17 protein-coding genes are annotated in these 16150 nt (G+C 53.7%); 10 read left to right on the top strand and 7 right to left on the bottom strand.

The annotated features are described in order from the left end of the window. Positions 1-98: 98 nt before the first annotated feature. Together AC3RPL_RS07585 and AC3RPL_RS07580 are read right to left on the bottom strand one after the other, a co-directional pair. Entirely contained in the window at positions 99-1088 is a 990-nt protein-coding gene (locus AC3RPL_RS07585; RefSeq protein ID WP_490739525.1) for a glycosyltransferase, read from the bottom strand. Further along, a complete protein-coding gene (locus tag AC3RPL_RS07580) occupies positions 1085-2614 on the bottom strand; it encodes a lipopolysaccharide biosynthesis protein (RefSeq protein ID WP_490739524.1) in 1530 nt (509 codons plus the stop codon). Before AC3RPL_RS07580 ends, AC3RPL_RS07585 begins: the two co-directional genes overlap by 4 nt. Positions 2615-3569: 955 nt before the next feature. Here AC3RPL_RS07580 and AC3RPL_RS07575 point away from each other — a divergent pair. From AC3RPL_RS07575 to AC3RPL_RS07560, 4 genes are all read left to right on the top strand, one after another. Then, positions 3570-3791, top strand: coding sequence for a hypothetical protein (locus AC3RPL_RS07575; RefSeq protein WP_490739523.1), 222 nt, complete (start codon positions 3570-3572; stop codon positions 3789-3791). Positions 3792-3872: 81 nt separating this feature from the next. Continuing rightward, positions 3873-4331: a CHASE4 domain-containing protein gene (locus AC3RPL_RS07570; RefSeq protein WP_490739522.1), complete on the top strand. Its 459-nt coding sequence runs from the start codon at positions 3873-3875 to the stop codon at positions 4329-4331. 5 nt (positions 4332-4336) lie between these two features. Further along, on the top strand, positions 4337-4879 hold the full coding sequence (locus AC3RPL_RS07565; protein ID WP_490739521.1) for a diguanylate cyclase domain-containing protein: 543 nt from the start codon (positions 4337-4339) through the stop codon (positions 4877-4879). Next, the gene (locus AC3RPL_RS07560) at positions 4879-5736 is read left to right on the top strand and encodes a putative bifunctional diguanylate cyclase/phosphodiesterase (RefSeq protein ID WP_490739520.1); all 858 of its coding nucleotides are present in this window, start codon (positions 4879-4881) and stop codon (positions 5734-5736) included. Before AC3RPL_RS07565 ends, AC3RPL_RS07560 begins: the two co-directional genes overlap by 1 nt. A gap of 47 nt (positions 5737-5783) precedes the next feature. On the opposite strand, the gene exaC is transcribed toward AC3RPL_RS07560, so the two are convergent. From exaC to ghrA, 5 genes are all read right to left on the bottom strand, one after another. After that, positions 5784-7304, bottom strand: coding sequence for an acetaldehyde dehydrogenase ExaC (gene exaC / locus AC3RPL_RS07555; protein WP_490740652.1), 1521 nt, complete (start codon positions 7302-7304; stop codon positions 5784-5786). Between the two features lie 220 nt (positions 7305-7524). Next, positions 7525-8223 (bottom strand): glutamine amidotransferase, encoded by a 699-nt coding sequence (locus AC3RPL_RS07550; RefSeq protein WP_490739519.1) that lies wholly within the window; start codon positions 8221-8223, stop codon positions 7525-7527. A 78-nt stretch (positions 8224-8301) separates the two neighbouring features. Further along, entirely contained in the window at positions 8302-8856 is a 555-nt protein-coding gene (locus tag AC3RPL_RS07545; protein ID WP_490739518.1) for a TorD/DmsD family molecular chaperone, read from the bottom strand. Between the two features lie 35 nt (positions 8857-8891). Next, positions 8892-9629 (bottom strand): phosphatase, encoded by a 738-nt coding sequence (locus AC3RPL_RS07540; protein ID WP_490739517.1) that lies wholly within the window; start codon positions 9627-9629, stop codon positions 8892-8894. Between the two features lie 47 nt (positions 9630-9676). Next, positions 9677-10618 (bottom strand): glyoxylate/hydroxypyruvate reductase GhrA, encoded by a 942-nt coding sequence (ghrA, locus tag AC3RPL_RS07535; RefSeq protein WP_490739516.1) that lies wholly within the window; start codon positions 10616-10618, stop codon positions 9677-9679. 344 nt (positions 10619-10962) lie between these two features. Here ghrA and AC3RPL_RS07530 point away from each other — a divergent pair, with 344 nt between their 5' ends. The 6 genes from AC3RPL_RS07530 to glnQ all read left to right on the top strand — a co-directional run bounded on the left by AC3RPL_RS07530 (position 10963) and on the right by glnQ (position 16138). Beyond that, the gene (locus tag AC3RPL_RS07530; protein ID WP_490739515.1) at positions 10963-11820 is read left to right on the top strand and encodes a MurR/RpiR family transcriptional regulator; all 858 of its coding nucleotides are present in this window, start codon (positions 10963-10965) and stop codon (positions 11818-11820) included. A 129-nt stretch (positions 11821-11949) separates the two neighbouring features. Then, positions 11950-13281, top strand: a complete 1332-nt coding sequence (locus tag AC3RPL_RS07525; protein ID WP_490739514.1) for an aspartate aminotransferase family protein — start codon at positions 11950-11952, stop codon at positions 13279-13281. Next, positions 13275-13829 (top strand): carboxymuconolactone decarboxylase family protein, encoded by a 555-nt coding sequence (locus AC3RPL_RS07520; protein WP_490739513.1) that lies wholly within the window; start codon positions 13275-13277, stop codon positions 13827-13829. The genes AC3RPL_RS07525 and AC3RPL_RS07520 overlap by 7 nt, the downstream gene beginning before the upstream one ends. 124 nt (positions 13830-13953) lie before the next feature. Next, positions 13954-14706, top strand: a complete 753-nt coding sequence (gene glnH / locus AC3RPL_RS07515; RefSeq protein ID WP_490739512.1) for a glutamine ABC transporter substrate-binding protein GlnH — start codon at positions 13954-13956, stop codon at positions 14704-14706. 50 nt (positions 14707-14756) lie between these two features. Beyond that, positions 14757-15413 (top strand): glutamine ABC transporter permease GlnP, encoded by a 657-nt coding sequence (glnP, locus tag AC3RPL_RS07510; RefSeq protein WP_490740651.1) that lies wholly within the window; start codon positions 14757-14759, stop codon positions 15411-15413. Positions 15414-15415: 2 nt separating this feature from the next. Further along, positions 15416-16138 (top strand): glutamine ABC transporter ATP-binding protein GlnQ, encoded by a 723-nt coding sequence (glnQ, locus tag AC3RPL_RS07505; protein WP_490740650.1) that lies wholly within the window; start codon positions 15416-15418, stop codon positions 16136-16138. The last annotated feature ends 12 nt before the right edge of the window (positions 16139-16150 follow it).

The following is a 16150-nucleotide window of genomic DNA, read 5'->3' as shown; positions in this document are numbered from 1 at the left end:
GGCACAGAATGCGCAGGCCTGCGAGCCAAGTTATCGCCCTTTTTGCCCATCAGCTGGCAGGCGGTATCACCACACTGCTGATACCCCCAGATCCGTCATCAGGCACTGAACCCCGACAGCTTTTTACGAAACCAGGTCAGGCCGCTGTACAACGGGTGGCAATACCAGACCAGGCTCATGCGCAGGCTGTGGCGGGTAATCTGCCGCGCCAGCGTATTTAACGGCAGCTGATACTCCTTCGGCACCACCATACGGTGTTTTCGCACCATCATCAGACAGCCGCTCATCACCGGAAAGTAGTAGCTGTCCAGCGGCAGGCCCGCTGCCCGCAGCGCATTCTCCGTCCCTTCCCGCACGATAAAATAGTTTTTCACCCACGAAAAATCCCGGGTGCTCACCGACAGTGAACTCTGGGTATAACGCTTGAAATAGTAGGCGGTCGCGGTGAAAAACACCCGGCTGGCCTGCAGGTAGAGCGTAAACATAAAGGGAGCGTCTTCGTGGTTCTGCACCGGCAGAAACGCACTGTGCGTGCGCTCGATTAATTCACGAGAAATAACGCTGGACCACAACACCCGGTGCGCCGAGTTACTGGCAATCAGTTTGCGCAGCATCTCGCTGCCCCCGGCGAACTCCCCCTGCATGGCGCGGGTGTGCGTGCGGGTATACTTGCGCTGTTCGGCAGGAACGTCCGGGAACATCTCGGCGGAGAAGCCATACAGTTCCAGCTGCGGGCAGACCCGTTTTTCGCGGATAAAATCGGCAAACAGGGTTGGTGCGACAAGATCATCGGCATCCATAAAGTAGATAAAATCCCCGCTGGCCACCTCCAGACCTTTGTTACGGGCCGCACTCACCCCGGCATGGGTATTGCGTAACAGCCTGATATGCCCATAGCGCTGGCAGTAATCCTCAATCAGTTGATCGGTGCCATCGGTCGAGCCATCATCAATGATGATTATCTCTTCCGGTGCGGAAGTCTGCTTAAGCAGCGAGTCAAGCGCCTCTGCCAGATACCTGCGCCCGTTGTAAACAGGCATAATCACCGACAGGGTCGGCTTCTGCACCAGGCCATAAACTGTGTTCATCTTTCCCCCCGAAAATTCAGTCGACCAAAGGTTGTGGTTTTGAGGTATCCGGTAACCTTGCTGTGAAACAGGCAACAAATGGCCAGATTGACAAAGCCAATGACGCCCAGATACAGCAGGTTCATCCAGCGGTTAACATTCCATTCGAAGGGAATGTACAGCGTGAGAAAGGCCACACAGGCCGAAACACCCCAAATCAACATCACGTCGCGGGTCAGCCACGGGATATGGATTCTGGGCGCAAATTTGCGGTGGACAATCAGCGCCCAGACCAGCAAATAAAAGATGTTCTGCCCCAGCCAGACCACGCCGGTTCCCAGCGCGCCGTACCAGATGGCAGCCAGAATATTCAGCGGGATCAGTACGATGGCAAAGACAGTGAAGCCTTTCATATGCAGGGACAGATTGCCGCTGACATATTGCAGGTTGTACAGCAGGCCACAGATAGCCTGAATACCACTCCCCAGCGCATAAAGCGTCATGACCAGCCACATCTGTTCGCCAATCTGGGCATTCTGCGTCCAGGCCCAGATCAGCTGGGTGGGATACATGGCGATAGTGATGCTGAGCGGAGCCATAAAGATGCTCACCGCCTGGGTGGTCCAGCGGTAAAGGTCAAGCATCGGCCTGTCGCCCTTCTCGCTGCTGGTTTTCATTCCGGTCATACGCGGCACAATCGCCTGAATAATCGGGCTGCTGAGCATCACGATGCCGGTTGCCGCCGTCGCCACCACGGTGAAAGCACCATAGGTTGATAACGGCAGCGTTTTCGACAGGACCAGGCGGTCAATCTGCGAGATAAAGGTCCAGATAGCGCTGGAAAAGGCCGCACCGAGCGCAAAGCGGATAAACGGCTTCACCACGCTGTTCAGGTCCGGCATCTTATCGCTGCGCGCGCTGCGGGGGACCAGTTGATAAGACTTCCAGATACAGCAGGCGGCCTCAGCTATGGAGATAACCAGCTGCCAGCCGAAGAAAAATATCACCGGGTTGCTGGCAAAGCGGATGACGAATACCGCCGCAAAGGTGCGCAGGGTAATAACAATGACATTCAGCGCATTCAGCCAGACCTGATGTTCATAGCCAACAATCACACTGCGAAACGGCCCGGTACGCCAGCGGATTGCGGCGGTCAGCACCATCACCGCCACGGCAATGATCAGATCCTGGTGAGGAATGGTGCGGGCATGCAGCCAGTGTGATGCAATCCACGGCGAAGCCAGCCACCCCAGCACCACCAGCACCGCTGACGAAATCAGGAAAAATTTACCCAGCGTAGCGAACAGCGCAGGGAAATAAGGGTTTTGTTGCCGATCGGCACGGTAGCGCGCCGCTTCACGCAGCAACGTTGAGGAAATACCCACATCCAGCAATTGCAGCCAGGTCAGCAGAATTGAGAAAAAGCCAATCAGGCCATAGATTTCCATTCCCAGCTGGTGAATATAGAGCGGCACCACCAGAATTCCGGCCAGCGTGGAATAGAGCTGACCAACATAATTCGCCACCGCATTACGTTTAATCGACATAATTTCTTCTTTTGTTAATAAAATAGCTGGAGCTGTTATTTCAGATTAACAAATTGTCACTGGCACTACACCTGGGCAATAATCTTAAAAAAACGCCGGTCAGAATGAAGTTACAAAGCAGAAATCATTAGCAACACTTTGTCATTAAAATAGCCGCCTTTGACGCCCGGTTTTTTCTTTTTCACCTGTCATGGATTAAATTAAAAAGCCAGATTTAAAATTCAACGAGGTGTAACCTTTTAATGATCATTTGTAATAAGCTCCGGAGCCTGTTGCTGTCAGACAGCAAATCAGGGTGACAAAAAAACTGGTGTTGCTGAAAGCAGCCTGATGTGGTTCGCAGGGAAATAAACTGTTAAATAACAGCAAGATAAAATTAAATTATTGCTACCACTGCCGTTCAGTTTAAGCGCTGACAAAAGTTAAACCTGAGCTAAACGTATTCACTGTTTAAGAATTAACCTGGTAACGAATACCCTCATCAGGATGCTTTTTAAATGCACAAAAGCGACGGCGGATAAAAATAGCCGTCGATGCTGTGCAATTTAAAATAACCAGGGTTACAGACTCGATTTAATGCTGTCAGCAGCAGATACTGTCTGGAGTTAATTTTTATTATTGCCGGTTACCTTTTTTTACCGTTTTAGCACTAAATAAAAATTTTTATTTACAGTTTCACCGCTTCACTCTGGAGTGTGATTGTCATCTGCCTGCCATAACGGAAAAAATTTATCACAATGACGGTGAAAACAGAAAAAGCATTTTAATGATTTCTCTTTTATTTAAAAAGAAAACAACGCACACCTATTAGTTAAGAAAAATTGTATATTACCATCCCTGTATGCTCATCCTTATCTGCCTGCTAGAGCCAGCGGGTAAACCGGTGATAAGATTTATGCCAGCCTGAAAGAGGGTTGACTGTAGCGCAGTCTGACAGGACAGGTATAAAAAAAACATGAGAATATCAAACAGTTTTCGCAGCCATTTTATTCGTGAAATCCTTCTGCCGCTGGTACTGGTCCTGTTAATCACCTTTGTTGCCGCCAGCTACACCGTTGGCTGGGCGACAGCAAGAAGTAATGCGGTTGCGCTGGCGCAGCAAAAACAGATTATCAAAACTTCTATTTTACAAAGCCTCAGTGAAATGACCAGACAGCATCGCAGTCTGGCGCTGTAGCCTCCCCTGGCCCGAAAACTGCTCAGTGAGCCGCAAGACACCGCCTGGTTTAATCAGAACGTCGGTTCATGGCTGGCGGATATGTTTGAGCATCAGCTGGTTTACATTGTTGGTGCCAGCGGCCAGCCCGTCTATCGCTGGGAGAACGGCAACAATGTGCCGGTGGCGCAGTTTACTCATCTGCGGCAACCGGTTGAGGCAATGATGCGGCGGCTGAAGGCTGGCGACACGCTGCGCGAAATCGTCGACTTCACCCGCACAGATAACCGCCCCGCCGCGCTGGCAATCGGCATTATCGGTAGCGACAGCAGCGCAGAGCAGGCTTTTATGCTGATAAGCGCGAAGTTTCTCGACGACCGCTATCTGCTCTCGCTCTCACGACGCAGCCTGCTGAGCGACCTGCGCTACGTCAGTGGGCACCCTGCTGAAGCCGGAGCCAACTGGCTGCTGACCGATAAAGAAAACCGTCCCCTGGGCTATCTGGCCTGGCAACCGGAAAAACCCGGCACCCTGATGTTGCACTTTATCGGCCACTGGTAGCGGTGGTGGTGCTGATTATCACCCTGATTTGCCTGGTGATGCTTCGCCGCCTGAGGATCTCTTCCCTGCGCCTTTCGCGGTCGTTGTTGCAACTGAGCGCCAGCGAAGCCCAGGCGCAGCATCTGGCTTTCCATGACGTGCTGACCGGACTGCCCAACCGGGCGCTGGTGGAAGAGAATCTGACCCACTCTCTGGCCGGGTTGATGCGCCAGCAACAGCAGGTCGCCCTGCTGTTACTGGACCTGGACCGTTTCAAACTGATCAACGACACTTACGGCCACCACGCCGGGGATGAGTTAATTATTGAGGTGGGCCGCCGTCTCGGCGAGCTGATTAATGACGGCAATACCGTGGGGCGGCTGGGTGGTGATGAATTTGTGGTGATCGTGAATCAGATTGATTCACTGCACAGCGTGCAGCTGCTGTGTGAAAAAATCATTGATGCCATCAACCGTCCTTTTACCCTGCTGGGCAACGATGTCTGGACGGGCGTCAGCATCGGGGTGGCGCGCTGGCACCAGAGGACGCCAGCGACAAAGCGGAGATGATGCGTAAAGCCGATATCACCCTGTATGAAGCAAAAAGTCAGGGACGGGGTCAGTTCCGGCTGTTTGTCGCCGCAATGGATGAATCGGTAAAAACCCGTCAGCAGGTAGCGGCCGATCTGCGGGCCGCACTGCAAAGCAAACAGGACCTGGCCGTTTATTATCAGCCTCAGCTGGATATGGACGGGCGGAGGGTGGTCGGGCTGGAAGCCCTGATCCGCTGGAACCACCCGCGGTATGGCGAAATGGCGCCGAACGAATTTATCCCGCCGGCGGAAGAGGCAGGACTGATTATGCAGATTGGCAAGTGGGTGCTGCGGGAAGCCTGCCGGGTGTCGCTGGCGTGGACGGTTCTGATCATCGCGATAAATGTTTCACCGCTGCAATTTCGCACCGCCGGGTTTGCTGAACGCACCACCGCCATTATTCGTCAGGAGAAAACCCTGCCATCACGTATTGAACTGGAGATTACGGAAGGGGTACTGATTGAGGATGAAAAAGGGGCACAGGAAACCATTTCACAGCTGCGTCAGGTCGGTTTTCGTATCGCGCTGGATGACTTTGGCACGGGCTATTCCAGCCTGAACTACCTGAGCCATTTTCCGGTGGATAAAATTAAGATCGATCGCTCCTTCACTCAGTCACTCGGCGTCACTGGCAACGGCGGCGCTATTATGGAGTCGATGGTCAGGCTGGGACAGGCAATGGGGCTGACCGTGACGGCAGAAGGCGTCGAAACCCGTAGCCAGATGGCCGCGCTGGCGGAGGCAGGCTGCAATCAGTTGCAGGGTTTTTATTTTTCACAGGCGGTGCCGGAAGCAGAAATTGTCGGACTGCTGACGCCGCGTAAAGCGGGCTGACGCCCGCCTGTTCACGGCGACCCTTCGTACAGCCCGTCCGTTTACCCTCAGAAAAAGCCCAGCGGCTCGGTGCTGTAACTGACCAGCAGATTTTTGGTCTGCTGATAGTGATCCAGCATCATCTTGTGCGTTTCGCGCCCGATACCCGATTTTTTATAGCCGCCGAATGCAGCATGAGCAGGATAGAGATGGTAGCAGTTGGTCCACACCCGACCGGCCTTGATCGCCCGCCCCACCCGATAAGCACGATTGATATCCCGCGTCCAGACGCCGGCACCCAGGCCATAAATCGAGTCATTGGCGATAGCGATGGCCTCCGCCTCATCCCGGAAGGTGGTCACCCCGACCACCGGGCCGAAAATCTCCTCGCGAAAGACGCGCATACTGTTGTTGCCCTTCAACAGGGTGGGCTGAATATAGAAGCCACCCGACAGATCGCCGACCAGCGATTCTGTACCGCCTCCGGTCAGCACTTCTGCGCCCTCCTGACGGGCAATGTCCAGATAAGAGAGGATTTTATCAAACTGCTGGCGGGAAGCCTGCGCGCCAATCATGGTTTCGGTATCCAGCGGATCGCCGCGTTTGATGTTTTTCATGCGCTTCAGCACAGCAGCCATAAAGGGTTCGTAGACTGACTCCTGTACCAGCGCCCGCGACGGACAGGTACAGATTTCGCCCTGATTGAGAAAACCCAGCACCACGCCTTCTGCGGCTTTTTCAATAAAAGAAGGTTCCGCCTGCATGATGTCTTCAAAAAAGATGTTGGGCGATTTGCCGCCCAGCTCAACGGTAGAGGGGATCAGATTCTTCGCCGCCAGTTGCAGAATATGTTCACCGGTTTGGGTTGAACCGGTAAAGGCCACTTTGGCGATACGCGGGCTGGCGGCCAGCGCTTCACCGGCTTCACGGCCAAAACCGTGTACCATATTCAACACGCCGTTGGGCAGCAGGTCAGCGATCAGCTCGATAAACAAAGTGATGGAGAGCGGCGTTTGCTCTGCGGGCTTCAGTACCACACAGTTGCCCGCCGCCAGTGCCGGAGCCAGCTTCCACGCGGCCATCAGCAGGGGAAAATTCCACGGAATAATCTGCCCTATCACTCCCAACGGCTCATGAAAGTGGTAAGCCGCAGTGAACTCATCTATTTCCGCAGCGGCCCCCTCCTGCGCCCGCAGGCAACCGGCAAAATAGCGGAAATGGTCCACCGCCAGCGGCAGATCGGCGGCGAGGGTTTCGCGCACCGGCTTACCGTTATCCCAGCTTTCATTTACCGCAAGATATTCCAGATTCTCTTCCAGACGATCGGCAATTTTCAGCAGGATCAGTGAACGGGCCTGTACGGCGGTTTTGCCCCACTGCGCCGCTGCCGCATGGGCCGCATCCAGCGCCCGCTCCACATCCTGCTGGTCCGAGCGGGGAAAATCACCGATAACCGATCCGTTAACCGGCGACGTATTGCTGAACCAGGCCCCGTTAACCGGCGGCACAAATTCACCGTTGATGAAATTACCGTACTGAGATTTAAGGGTGATCAGGGAATCTTTGCTGCCCGGATAAGCATAACGCATCATCGTTCTCCTGTAGGTGACTGCGCGACGAAAATTAACAACATTTAAACCAATAATTTACATTAATGAACAGCACAGGAGAATGTCAGGCTGTCGATGCTGAAACTGTGATCGGATGCGCTGTCGACCGCCGATTTCACAGCGAAGTGTGAAACAGCGCACAGCGGTTAAGAGAGGCGGCCAAAGCGACGTCGTTACAGACGCAGCTTTGGCAGATTAATCAGGCGGTTTTATCCAGCTGACATTGTTGTTGCCAGAAGTCCTGCAACATCCGTCGCGGCCAGACGGGTTCAGAGTGACTCTCCGCCAGGGGCGTGGAGGAGCAGGCAGCCATAATGTCGGCGGTGAACTCCGGATGGAACTGGAAAGAGAGTGCAGACGGGCTGTAGCGAATTATTTGACAATCATCCAGCGCCGATTTTGCCAGCACCTGCGCGCCCTGCGGCGCACGCAATACCGACTGGCGGTGCGAAAGCCAGGCGGTAAACTGCTCCGGCAGCGGTGCCAGTAAGGGATCCTGCCTGCACGCCGCATCGGCCACCAGCTGCTGTAATCCTCCTTCCCAGCCTCGGGGATTGTCAGCTACCTCGCCCAGCGCATAAGCCATCAGCTGATGGCCATAGCAGACCCCCAGCAGCGGTAGCGAGTGTTCAACCGCGCTGCGGACCCACGCGGCAGTGCGCTCACTCCAGTCGGCATGGTCGGTAACCATCGCCCAGGAGCCGGTCAGGATGGCCGCCGCCACGCAGGCGGGATCGGGTAAGGCATCGCCCAGATCGGGACGGACCACGATATATTCATCGGGCTGTAGTCCAAGCGCGGCCACAAACCAGTGATACTGATCGCCGGTGAGCGTTTTTACCGCATCCGGGGGCACCTCCAGTTGGATAATTGCCAGCGGCAGAGAAGCAGTGTTCATGACTGAAATATCCTCATTATTAATGGCTAAACAGGCTCCCCGCCCCGCCCGCCCGGGCAATACAGGACGGCCCCGACCTCAGCGGTCAGCCTCTTCCGCCAGTTCATCACGCATGGCCTGGATAGCTTCGCGGCTGAGCAAGGCAAGGGTGCGGTAGAATGCCGTTTCTGCGTGGGCTTCCACCTTGCCGAGAAACGCACCGCACCAGGGCAGCAGGTAGTCATCAAACAGGATGATCTGCGCCTGAAACTCATCAGCCTGTGACTGATCTTCCAGCCAGGAAGCGGCCAGTAACAGAGCACCGAAATGGTCGGTTGGTGAATCAGTTACAGGCATCCCGCGACTCTGTAAGAAAGCGCGGACCTCGTCTTCCTGTGGACCACTTTCCCATTGTGAGCCATAAGCCGACACGCGGCAGTCGCTGCCGACAAACAGCGCATTGTAATCAGCAGCCAGCGTCAGCGGGTCGCTGTTCTGTTGCAGGCGAATCAGCAGTGCATCCTGTTCCAGCGGCCAGTGCTGTTGCAGTTTGCCTTCACGCAACATGGAAAACAGCGGCACCAGCAGCGGATCCTGTGGCTGGCGGTGAAACAAAGAGCCCAGAACGCGGCAGATAATGGAAAATTCATTCATCAAATCAGTCCAGTCAGTGGCTGTAGGTGACAGGGTCACATATCAGCAAATTCAGTAATGGTTTTACCGGTGCGCAGCTGTAAAAAATCCAGCAGGCGGCGCGGAGTGACATTTAATATGCGATCCTGCGGAAAATCCACCTCCGCGACGATGCGCAGGCAGTGCTCAAAGTTGCCGAGGGTAAAGGCGTTGTGAGAATCAGAACCAAACGCCAGCCAGCCACCAGCCTCACGCACCGCAGCCACAATCTGGCGACAGTTGGGTTCACTGCCGGGGCGCGAATGGGTAAACGACGAGTTATTCAGCTCTAAGGCCACATTGTATTTTGCGGCTGCGGCTGCCACAGCCGGAATATCAACGGGATACTTTGGGTTGCCCGGGTGGCTGATGATATGCACATTGCCACTGGCCATCGCGGCAATCATCGCAGCGGTGTGCGTCGCCCGATCGGATGGGGCAAAAACCGGCTCATGGAAGCCTGCCACCACGATATCCATCACGTCCATCATCGGTCCGGTGCAGTCAATATCTCCGGCAATATTTTTAATATTGGCTTCGATCCCGCGCAAAATGCCCACGCCATCCACCCGCCGTGGCCAGATGCGCATGTTAACGAAGTGCCAGTAATGTGGCGCATCGGCCATATCGGGACCGTGATCGGTGATGGCCAGTAACCTGACCCCACACTGTTGCGCCTGCTGTACATAATCGCGCAGCGTGCTGTAGGCATGAGTGCTGGCAACGGTATGCATATGAAGATCAACGGGATACATACATTTCTCCTGAATTGTGCTGGCAGTCACCGCCTGCCGGTCACTGTTTAATAACCGCGTCCGACATCCACGCGTCCGGCGGGTATTTCTCCCGCTTCACACTGTCTGATGGCGTGGGCAATGGCGTCAATGGCCTCATCGCGCAGGGTAACGGCGGCATTATGCGGCGTGATGGCAATCGCCGGATGCTGCCAGAACGGGTGATCCTGCGGCAGTGGTTCCTGGACAAACACATCAAGCGCCGCAGCTTTTACCTCTCCGGCTGCAATGGCTGCCAGTAAATCGGCCTCCACCAGGTGCGCACCACGGGCCAGATTCAGTAAAAAGCTCTGCGGTTTCAGCTGGCTCAGCAACTGGCGGTTGAGGATCCCCACCGTTTGCGGGGTATTGGGTAACAGGTTAATCAGCACCTGCGTGCCGGAGAGGAAGCTACTGAGCTGCTCATCGCCGTGGAAGCTGGTGACACCGGGCAAATCCTTGGGTGAACGACTCCAGCAACGCAGTGGGAAGCCCCACATTTTCAGGCTTTCTGCCACGCTGCGTCCCAGCACACCTGCGCCGAGGATACCGACAGTGAATTGATCGCGCTGATAATTGTGCAGATGATGCCAGTGCGCCTCATTTTTCTGTTGTTGATATTCGGTAAAACGGCGGAACCAGCCGAGCACATGATACACCGTATATTCCTGCATCTGACGGCCCATGCCGGTATCTTCCAGCCGGTAGAGCGGCACCTCTGGCGGCAGCATCTGCGGGTTGTTACGTAACTGTCCCAGGATGTCATCGACGCCCGCGCCGAGAGCAAATACGCTTTTCAGCCCACGACGCCCCTGTAGCATCTCCACTGGCGGCTGGCGCACCAGCGCGTAATCTGCGGGGGCATCGTCACCCGCAGTCCAGACACGCACCTTTGCCTGGGGCAGACGCTGTTGCAGCCCCTCGCACCATTTTTCTGCATTGAAAGAAGGATGATAGAAAATGATCTCCACGTTTGCTCTCCTGTTTTTTCTTCAGGCTCAGGGAAAAAGAGGCGTCTGACAAGCAAAAATTGCGCTGATATGTGCCGTTTATCAGCATGTTTTTATCGCCGCTGGCAGTTGCAGGCTGATATTTCGTTTCAGGGATAACCGGGTTGTCTTTTTTTCATTTATGTGGAATGGAAAATCGACAGAATTCAAAACGCGTTAAATGACAGATATGAGCTACAAACAAACTTTGATTATGCCTGGCAAAGTATGATCAAGCGGTAGCGTCAGGGGATTCTTCCAGTTTGTAGAGTCTCTTTAACAAATGTGTTTAGATACCTGAACCTTAACGCCTGTGAAAAGTGAATATGAATCCAAGGGAGAACATTCTGAGCGAGTTCAATGCGTTGTCTGCGGAACTGCAACGTGCTGCGGAATACTCACTGCAGAATACTAATCAACTGGTCGTACATTCGATGCGCACCTTTGCCCTTCAGGCTGGGGTCAAACCTGCCACCCTTCTTCGTCTGGCAAAGCGACTGGGTTACAGCGGCTGGGGGGAGCTGAAAGATGCGTTCATCGATGATATTGGCTTGCGCAATGATACATACGTATCCAGGGCAGAAAAGCTCGTTGCGTCGGGTCCGCAGTCTCAACTTTACAGTGAGATGTTTCAGGCTCATCACAGCAATCTTGAATTCACACATAACGAAAATCGGCCGATGATGGAGCAGTCTGTGTCCCTGCTGGATGCGGCTGAGAATGTCTACGTTTGCGGTTTCCGTGCCAGTTTCCCTATTGCCTGGTCGCTGTTCTACGTCTATCGCCTGTTTCATCGCAAAGTATCCTTAATCGATGGGCTGGCGAGTAACATTGAAGTCTTCACCCGGGAATTCACCTCACGCGATTGTGTCTTACTTATCAGCTTTGCCCCTTATTCTCGCGAGTCTCTGGCAGTATTGCAGGCTGCACAACAGGCCGGCGCGAAGATCATTGCGATTACCGATTCGCTGGTTTCGCCCTTAGCCCAGGCCGCCGACTGTACCATGCTGTTTTCGATCGACAGCCCCTCTTTTTTCCCTTCCGTCGTTTCTGGCATGGGGCTGGCCGAGTGCCTGCTTGCCATGCTGGTCGCACGCCACGGCCGCGAGGCGGTGAGTAAAATCGAAAATGCTGAGCGCTATTTAATGGAATCGGGCGCTTATGTGCTCCAGGGGAAATCCTGACAAAATGAGACAACTGGATCGGTCATAAGAAAAAAGAATACACTTGAATCATAATTTCATTGACGTGATTCAAATGAATCTTGCAAGATGCGCAGAGTCTGTACAGCGTAATCAGGAGCAGGATCCAGCATGAGCCACATCATCCACCGCAGTTTGCGTAGCACCCCCGTCGTCGCTGCGCGCGCACAAGGCGCGTACATTTATGATTCGAACGGTAAACAGTATCTCGACGCCTGTGGGGGGGCAGCCGTTTCCTGTTTAGGACACGCACATCCGGATGTCCTGGCCGCGATGCATCGCCAGATCGATCAGCTGGCTTACGCGCATACCAGTTTTTTCACCAGCGATACGGTCGAACAGCTTGCCGACCATCTGACGCGTAACGCGCCGGGCGACCTCAACTATGCCTATTTTGTCTCCGGAGGTTCGGAAGCTGTCGAGACAGCCCTCAAACTGGCCCGTCAGTACTTTGTGGAAATCGGCCAGGCGTCACGCACGAAATTTATTGCCCGTAAGCAGAGCTATCATGGCAACACGCTGGGCGCGCTGGCGGTGGGCGGCAATGAATGGCGTCGCCGCCAGTTTGCTCCGCTGCTTATCGACGTTATTCGTGTCTCCGCCTGTAATGAGTATCGCGATCGCCTCGCGGATGAAACCCGGGAACAATACACCGAACGCCTGCTGAACGTGGTTGAACAGGCGATCATTGAGGCAGGCCCGGAAACCATTATCGGTTTTTGTGCGGAAACAGTGGTCGGTGCCACCACCGGTGCCACACCGCCGACGCCCGGCTATCTGAAAGGCATCCGTCGCCTGTGCGACAAATACGGCATTCTCTATATCGCTGATGAAGTGATGTGTGGAATGGGACGGACCGGCACGCTGTATGCCTTTGAACAGGATGATGTGGTGCCCGATTTGGTGACCATCGCCAAAGGTCTGGGTGGCGGTTATCAACCGATCGGCGCCGTGCTGGCAAGTGAGAAAATTGTGTCAGCGATTCAGGCCGGCAGCGGGCTGTTCCAGCACGGCCATACCTATATCTGTCACGCTACTGCCGCTTCAGCCGCGCTGGCAGTTCAGCACGTGATCGAGCGCGATAATTTACTCGACGCGGTGAAACAGCAAGGTGTTTATCTGCAAAACGCACTGCGTAACGTGCTGGGCGAACTCCCTCACGTGGGCGATACACGCGGACGCGGCCTGTTTGCAGGCGTTGAGCTGGTCTCTGATAAGGCAGGTAAAACACCGTTTGATCCGGGCATGAAACTTCATGCGGCCATCAAAGCAAACTGTATGGCGCGCGGGTTAATGGTCTATCCGATGGGCGGCACCCTGGACGGCCAGTATGGCGATCATATTTTAATCGCCCCGCCGTTTATCGTGACAACCAGCCAGCTTGATTTTGTTGTGGATACGCTGAATACCGTCATTTGTGAAGAGACGGCCAGATTATGCTAAACCGTTTACCACCGCTGAAAGCGGATGAGTGGGCCGATGAGCAGCGCGTACTGGCTGAAGAAATTATCAATGGTCCACGCGGCGCACTGCTCCCGCCTTTTGAACCGTTGTTACGTAGCCCTGAACTGCTGGCGCATGCACAACGCATGGGTGAATATCTGCGATATCGCAGTGCGCTGGGGCAGCGCTTATCGGAGCTGGCGATTTTGATGACGGCACGGCACTGGTCGCAGCCCGTGGAATGGGCCATTCACGCGCCGATAGCCCGTGAGAAAGGGATTTCAGCGGCGGCCGTGCAGGCCATTAATGAAAAACGTCAGCCCACGGATTTACAGCCGGATGAGTGGGTCATTTACGATTTCTGCCAGCAGTTACATCAGCAGCAAAAAGTCAGTGACACGACCTGGCAACAGGCCATCCATTTATGGGGCGAAAAAGGCGTGATCGATCTGATTGGCATTAACGGCTATTACAGTTTTCTTTCGATGGTAATGAACGGTGCGCAGACACCGGTACCCCACTCTCAGGATCACCTTATTCCTGCGTAAGTTTTGGATTTAATCAGGGCACGTTCTGACCTGCCCTGAAGAATCAAACTGATTCTTTTTTACCCCGATGGGTGCCATCGGGTGATATGCACTGCACGCTACTTCACTGACGCTGAGGGTTATTATGTCTGGATTATTGACTAAGTTAAAAGTTTCATTCGCGCTGGTCGCCTGTGCCGCCACCTTTGCCGTGGCGGCACAGGATAAATTAGTGGTCGGCGTTGATACGGCGTTTGTACCTTTTGAATTTAAACAAGGTGACAAGTACGTTGGCTTCGATATTGATTTATGGAATGCCATCGCCCAAAAAATGAATGTCAGCTATGAATTACGTCCGATGGACTTTGGTGGATTAATTCCCGGCCTGCAGTCGCGCAATCTGGACGTGGCCATGGCGGGCATTACGATCACTGAACCGCGTAAACAGGTCGTCGATTTTAGTGATGGCTACTACGATGCAGATTTATTAATCGCCGTCAAAAGTAACACCATGTCAATCACGAAATTCAGCGATTTAGCAGGAAAAAAAGTTGGCCTTAAGCAAGGCACTGCCGCCGCCACTTTTATGAAAGGCAAATACAAGGCCGACTATGTTGAATTCCCTAACATCGATAATGCCTACCTCGATTTACAGGCCGGTAATCTGGATGCGGTCGTGCACGACTCGCCAAATGTCCTCTACTACGTGAAAACCGCAGGCGATGGCAAGATTAAAGCCGTTGGCGAGAACGACAGCACCCTGCCTCAGCAGTACGGCTTTGCGATGCAGAAGCACAGCCCTCTGACACCTGAAATCAATATGGCCATTAAGGCCCTGCGTGCTGACGGTACGTACAACAAAATCTATGTGAAATGGTTTGCTAAAGAACCGAAATAATCCCACCAGGCCGGCATGTGCCGGCCTCGTTTTGCTCCATGGGTCGAATTATGAATTTTGAAAGCAAATATATTTGGGAATCCTTGCCGATCCTTTTACAGGGATTACAACTGACACTGATTATTTCTCTGTCAGGGTTGTTGGGCGGCTTTATTATTGGATTACTGTCAGGAACCTGCCGTGCTTTAGGTGGCAGAATATCCAAAACACTTTCGCTGATTTTTGTCGAAGTCATTCGAGGAACCCCGATCATGGTGCAGGTGATGTTTATTTATTTCGCCCTGCCGATGGTTCTGCCCATCCGTATTGAGCCAGTCACGGCAGCCATCGTGACTATCGTCATCAACTCGGGCGCCTATATTGCGGAAATCACGCGCGGTGCTATTATCTCTATTAATAAAGGCTTCAGGGAAGCGAGTCTGGCAATGGGATTATCGCAGCGGAGTACGTTGTGGCATGTCATCATGCCGTTAGCGCTGCGTCGCATGATCCCTGCGTTAGGCAATCAATGGATCATCAGTATCAAGGACACTTCGCTGTTTATTGTGATTGGCGTGGCCGAGTTAACGCGTCAGGGTCAGGAGATTATTGCTGGTAATTTTCGGGCACTTGAAGTGTGGACCGCCGTGGCGATGATTTATCTGGCCATCACGTTATGCCTGAGTTTCCTGCTTAAGCAACTGGAAAAAAGGATGCATATCCTATGAGCATCGTTGAATTTAACGCAGTATCCAAAAAATTTGGCACAACAAAGGTCCTCCACGATATCAACTTAAAGATAGAAACCGGTGAAGTGGTGGTGATTATTGGCCCTTCCGGCTCAGGAAAATCCACGCTTCTGCGCTGTATCAACAAGCTTGAAGAGATTTCTTCCGGAACGTTGCTGGTTGCAGGAAAACATATTACCGATCCCCATGCCGATGAGTGTGACATTCGCCGTGAAGCCGGGATGGTGTTTCAGCAGTTTCATTTGTTCCCGCATCTGACCGCGCTGGAGAATGTGATGTTCGGGCCGATTCGCGTGCGTAAACAGAGCAAGGCCGCAGCCCGTGAACAGGCGATGACGCTACTGGATCGTGTCGGGTTACGCGAACGCGCCAATCACTACCCTTCTGAACTCTCGGGTGGGCAACAGCAGCGCGTAGCGATTGCCCGGGCGCTGGCCGTTAAGCCGAAAATGATGCTGTTTGACGAACCTACCTCGGCACTGGACCCTGAACTGCGCCATGAAGTGTTGAAAGTGATGCGATCTCTGGCTGAAGAAGGGATGACCATGGTGATTGTGACGCATGAGATTGGCTTTGCCCGCGATGTGGCCTCGCGCTTGATCTTTATTGATGGTGGCACCATTGCTGAAGATGGCTCACCTGACAGGCTGCTCAACGCCAGCAGCAATCCGCGTCTTAAAGAGTTTTTGCAGCATGTCTCCTGAACAGAAGTGAAT

The sequence above is a fragment of the Erwinia papayae genome (assembly GCF_058241465.1).
The sequence above is the reverse complement of the archived record's forward strand: the minus strand, read 5'-3'. Positions and strand labels throughout refer to the sequence as shown.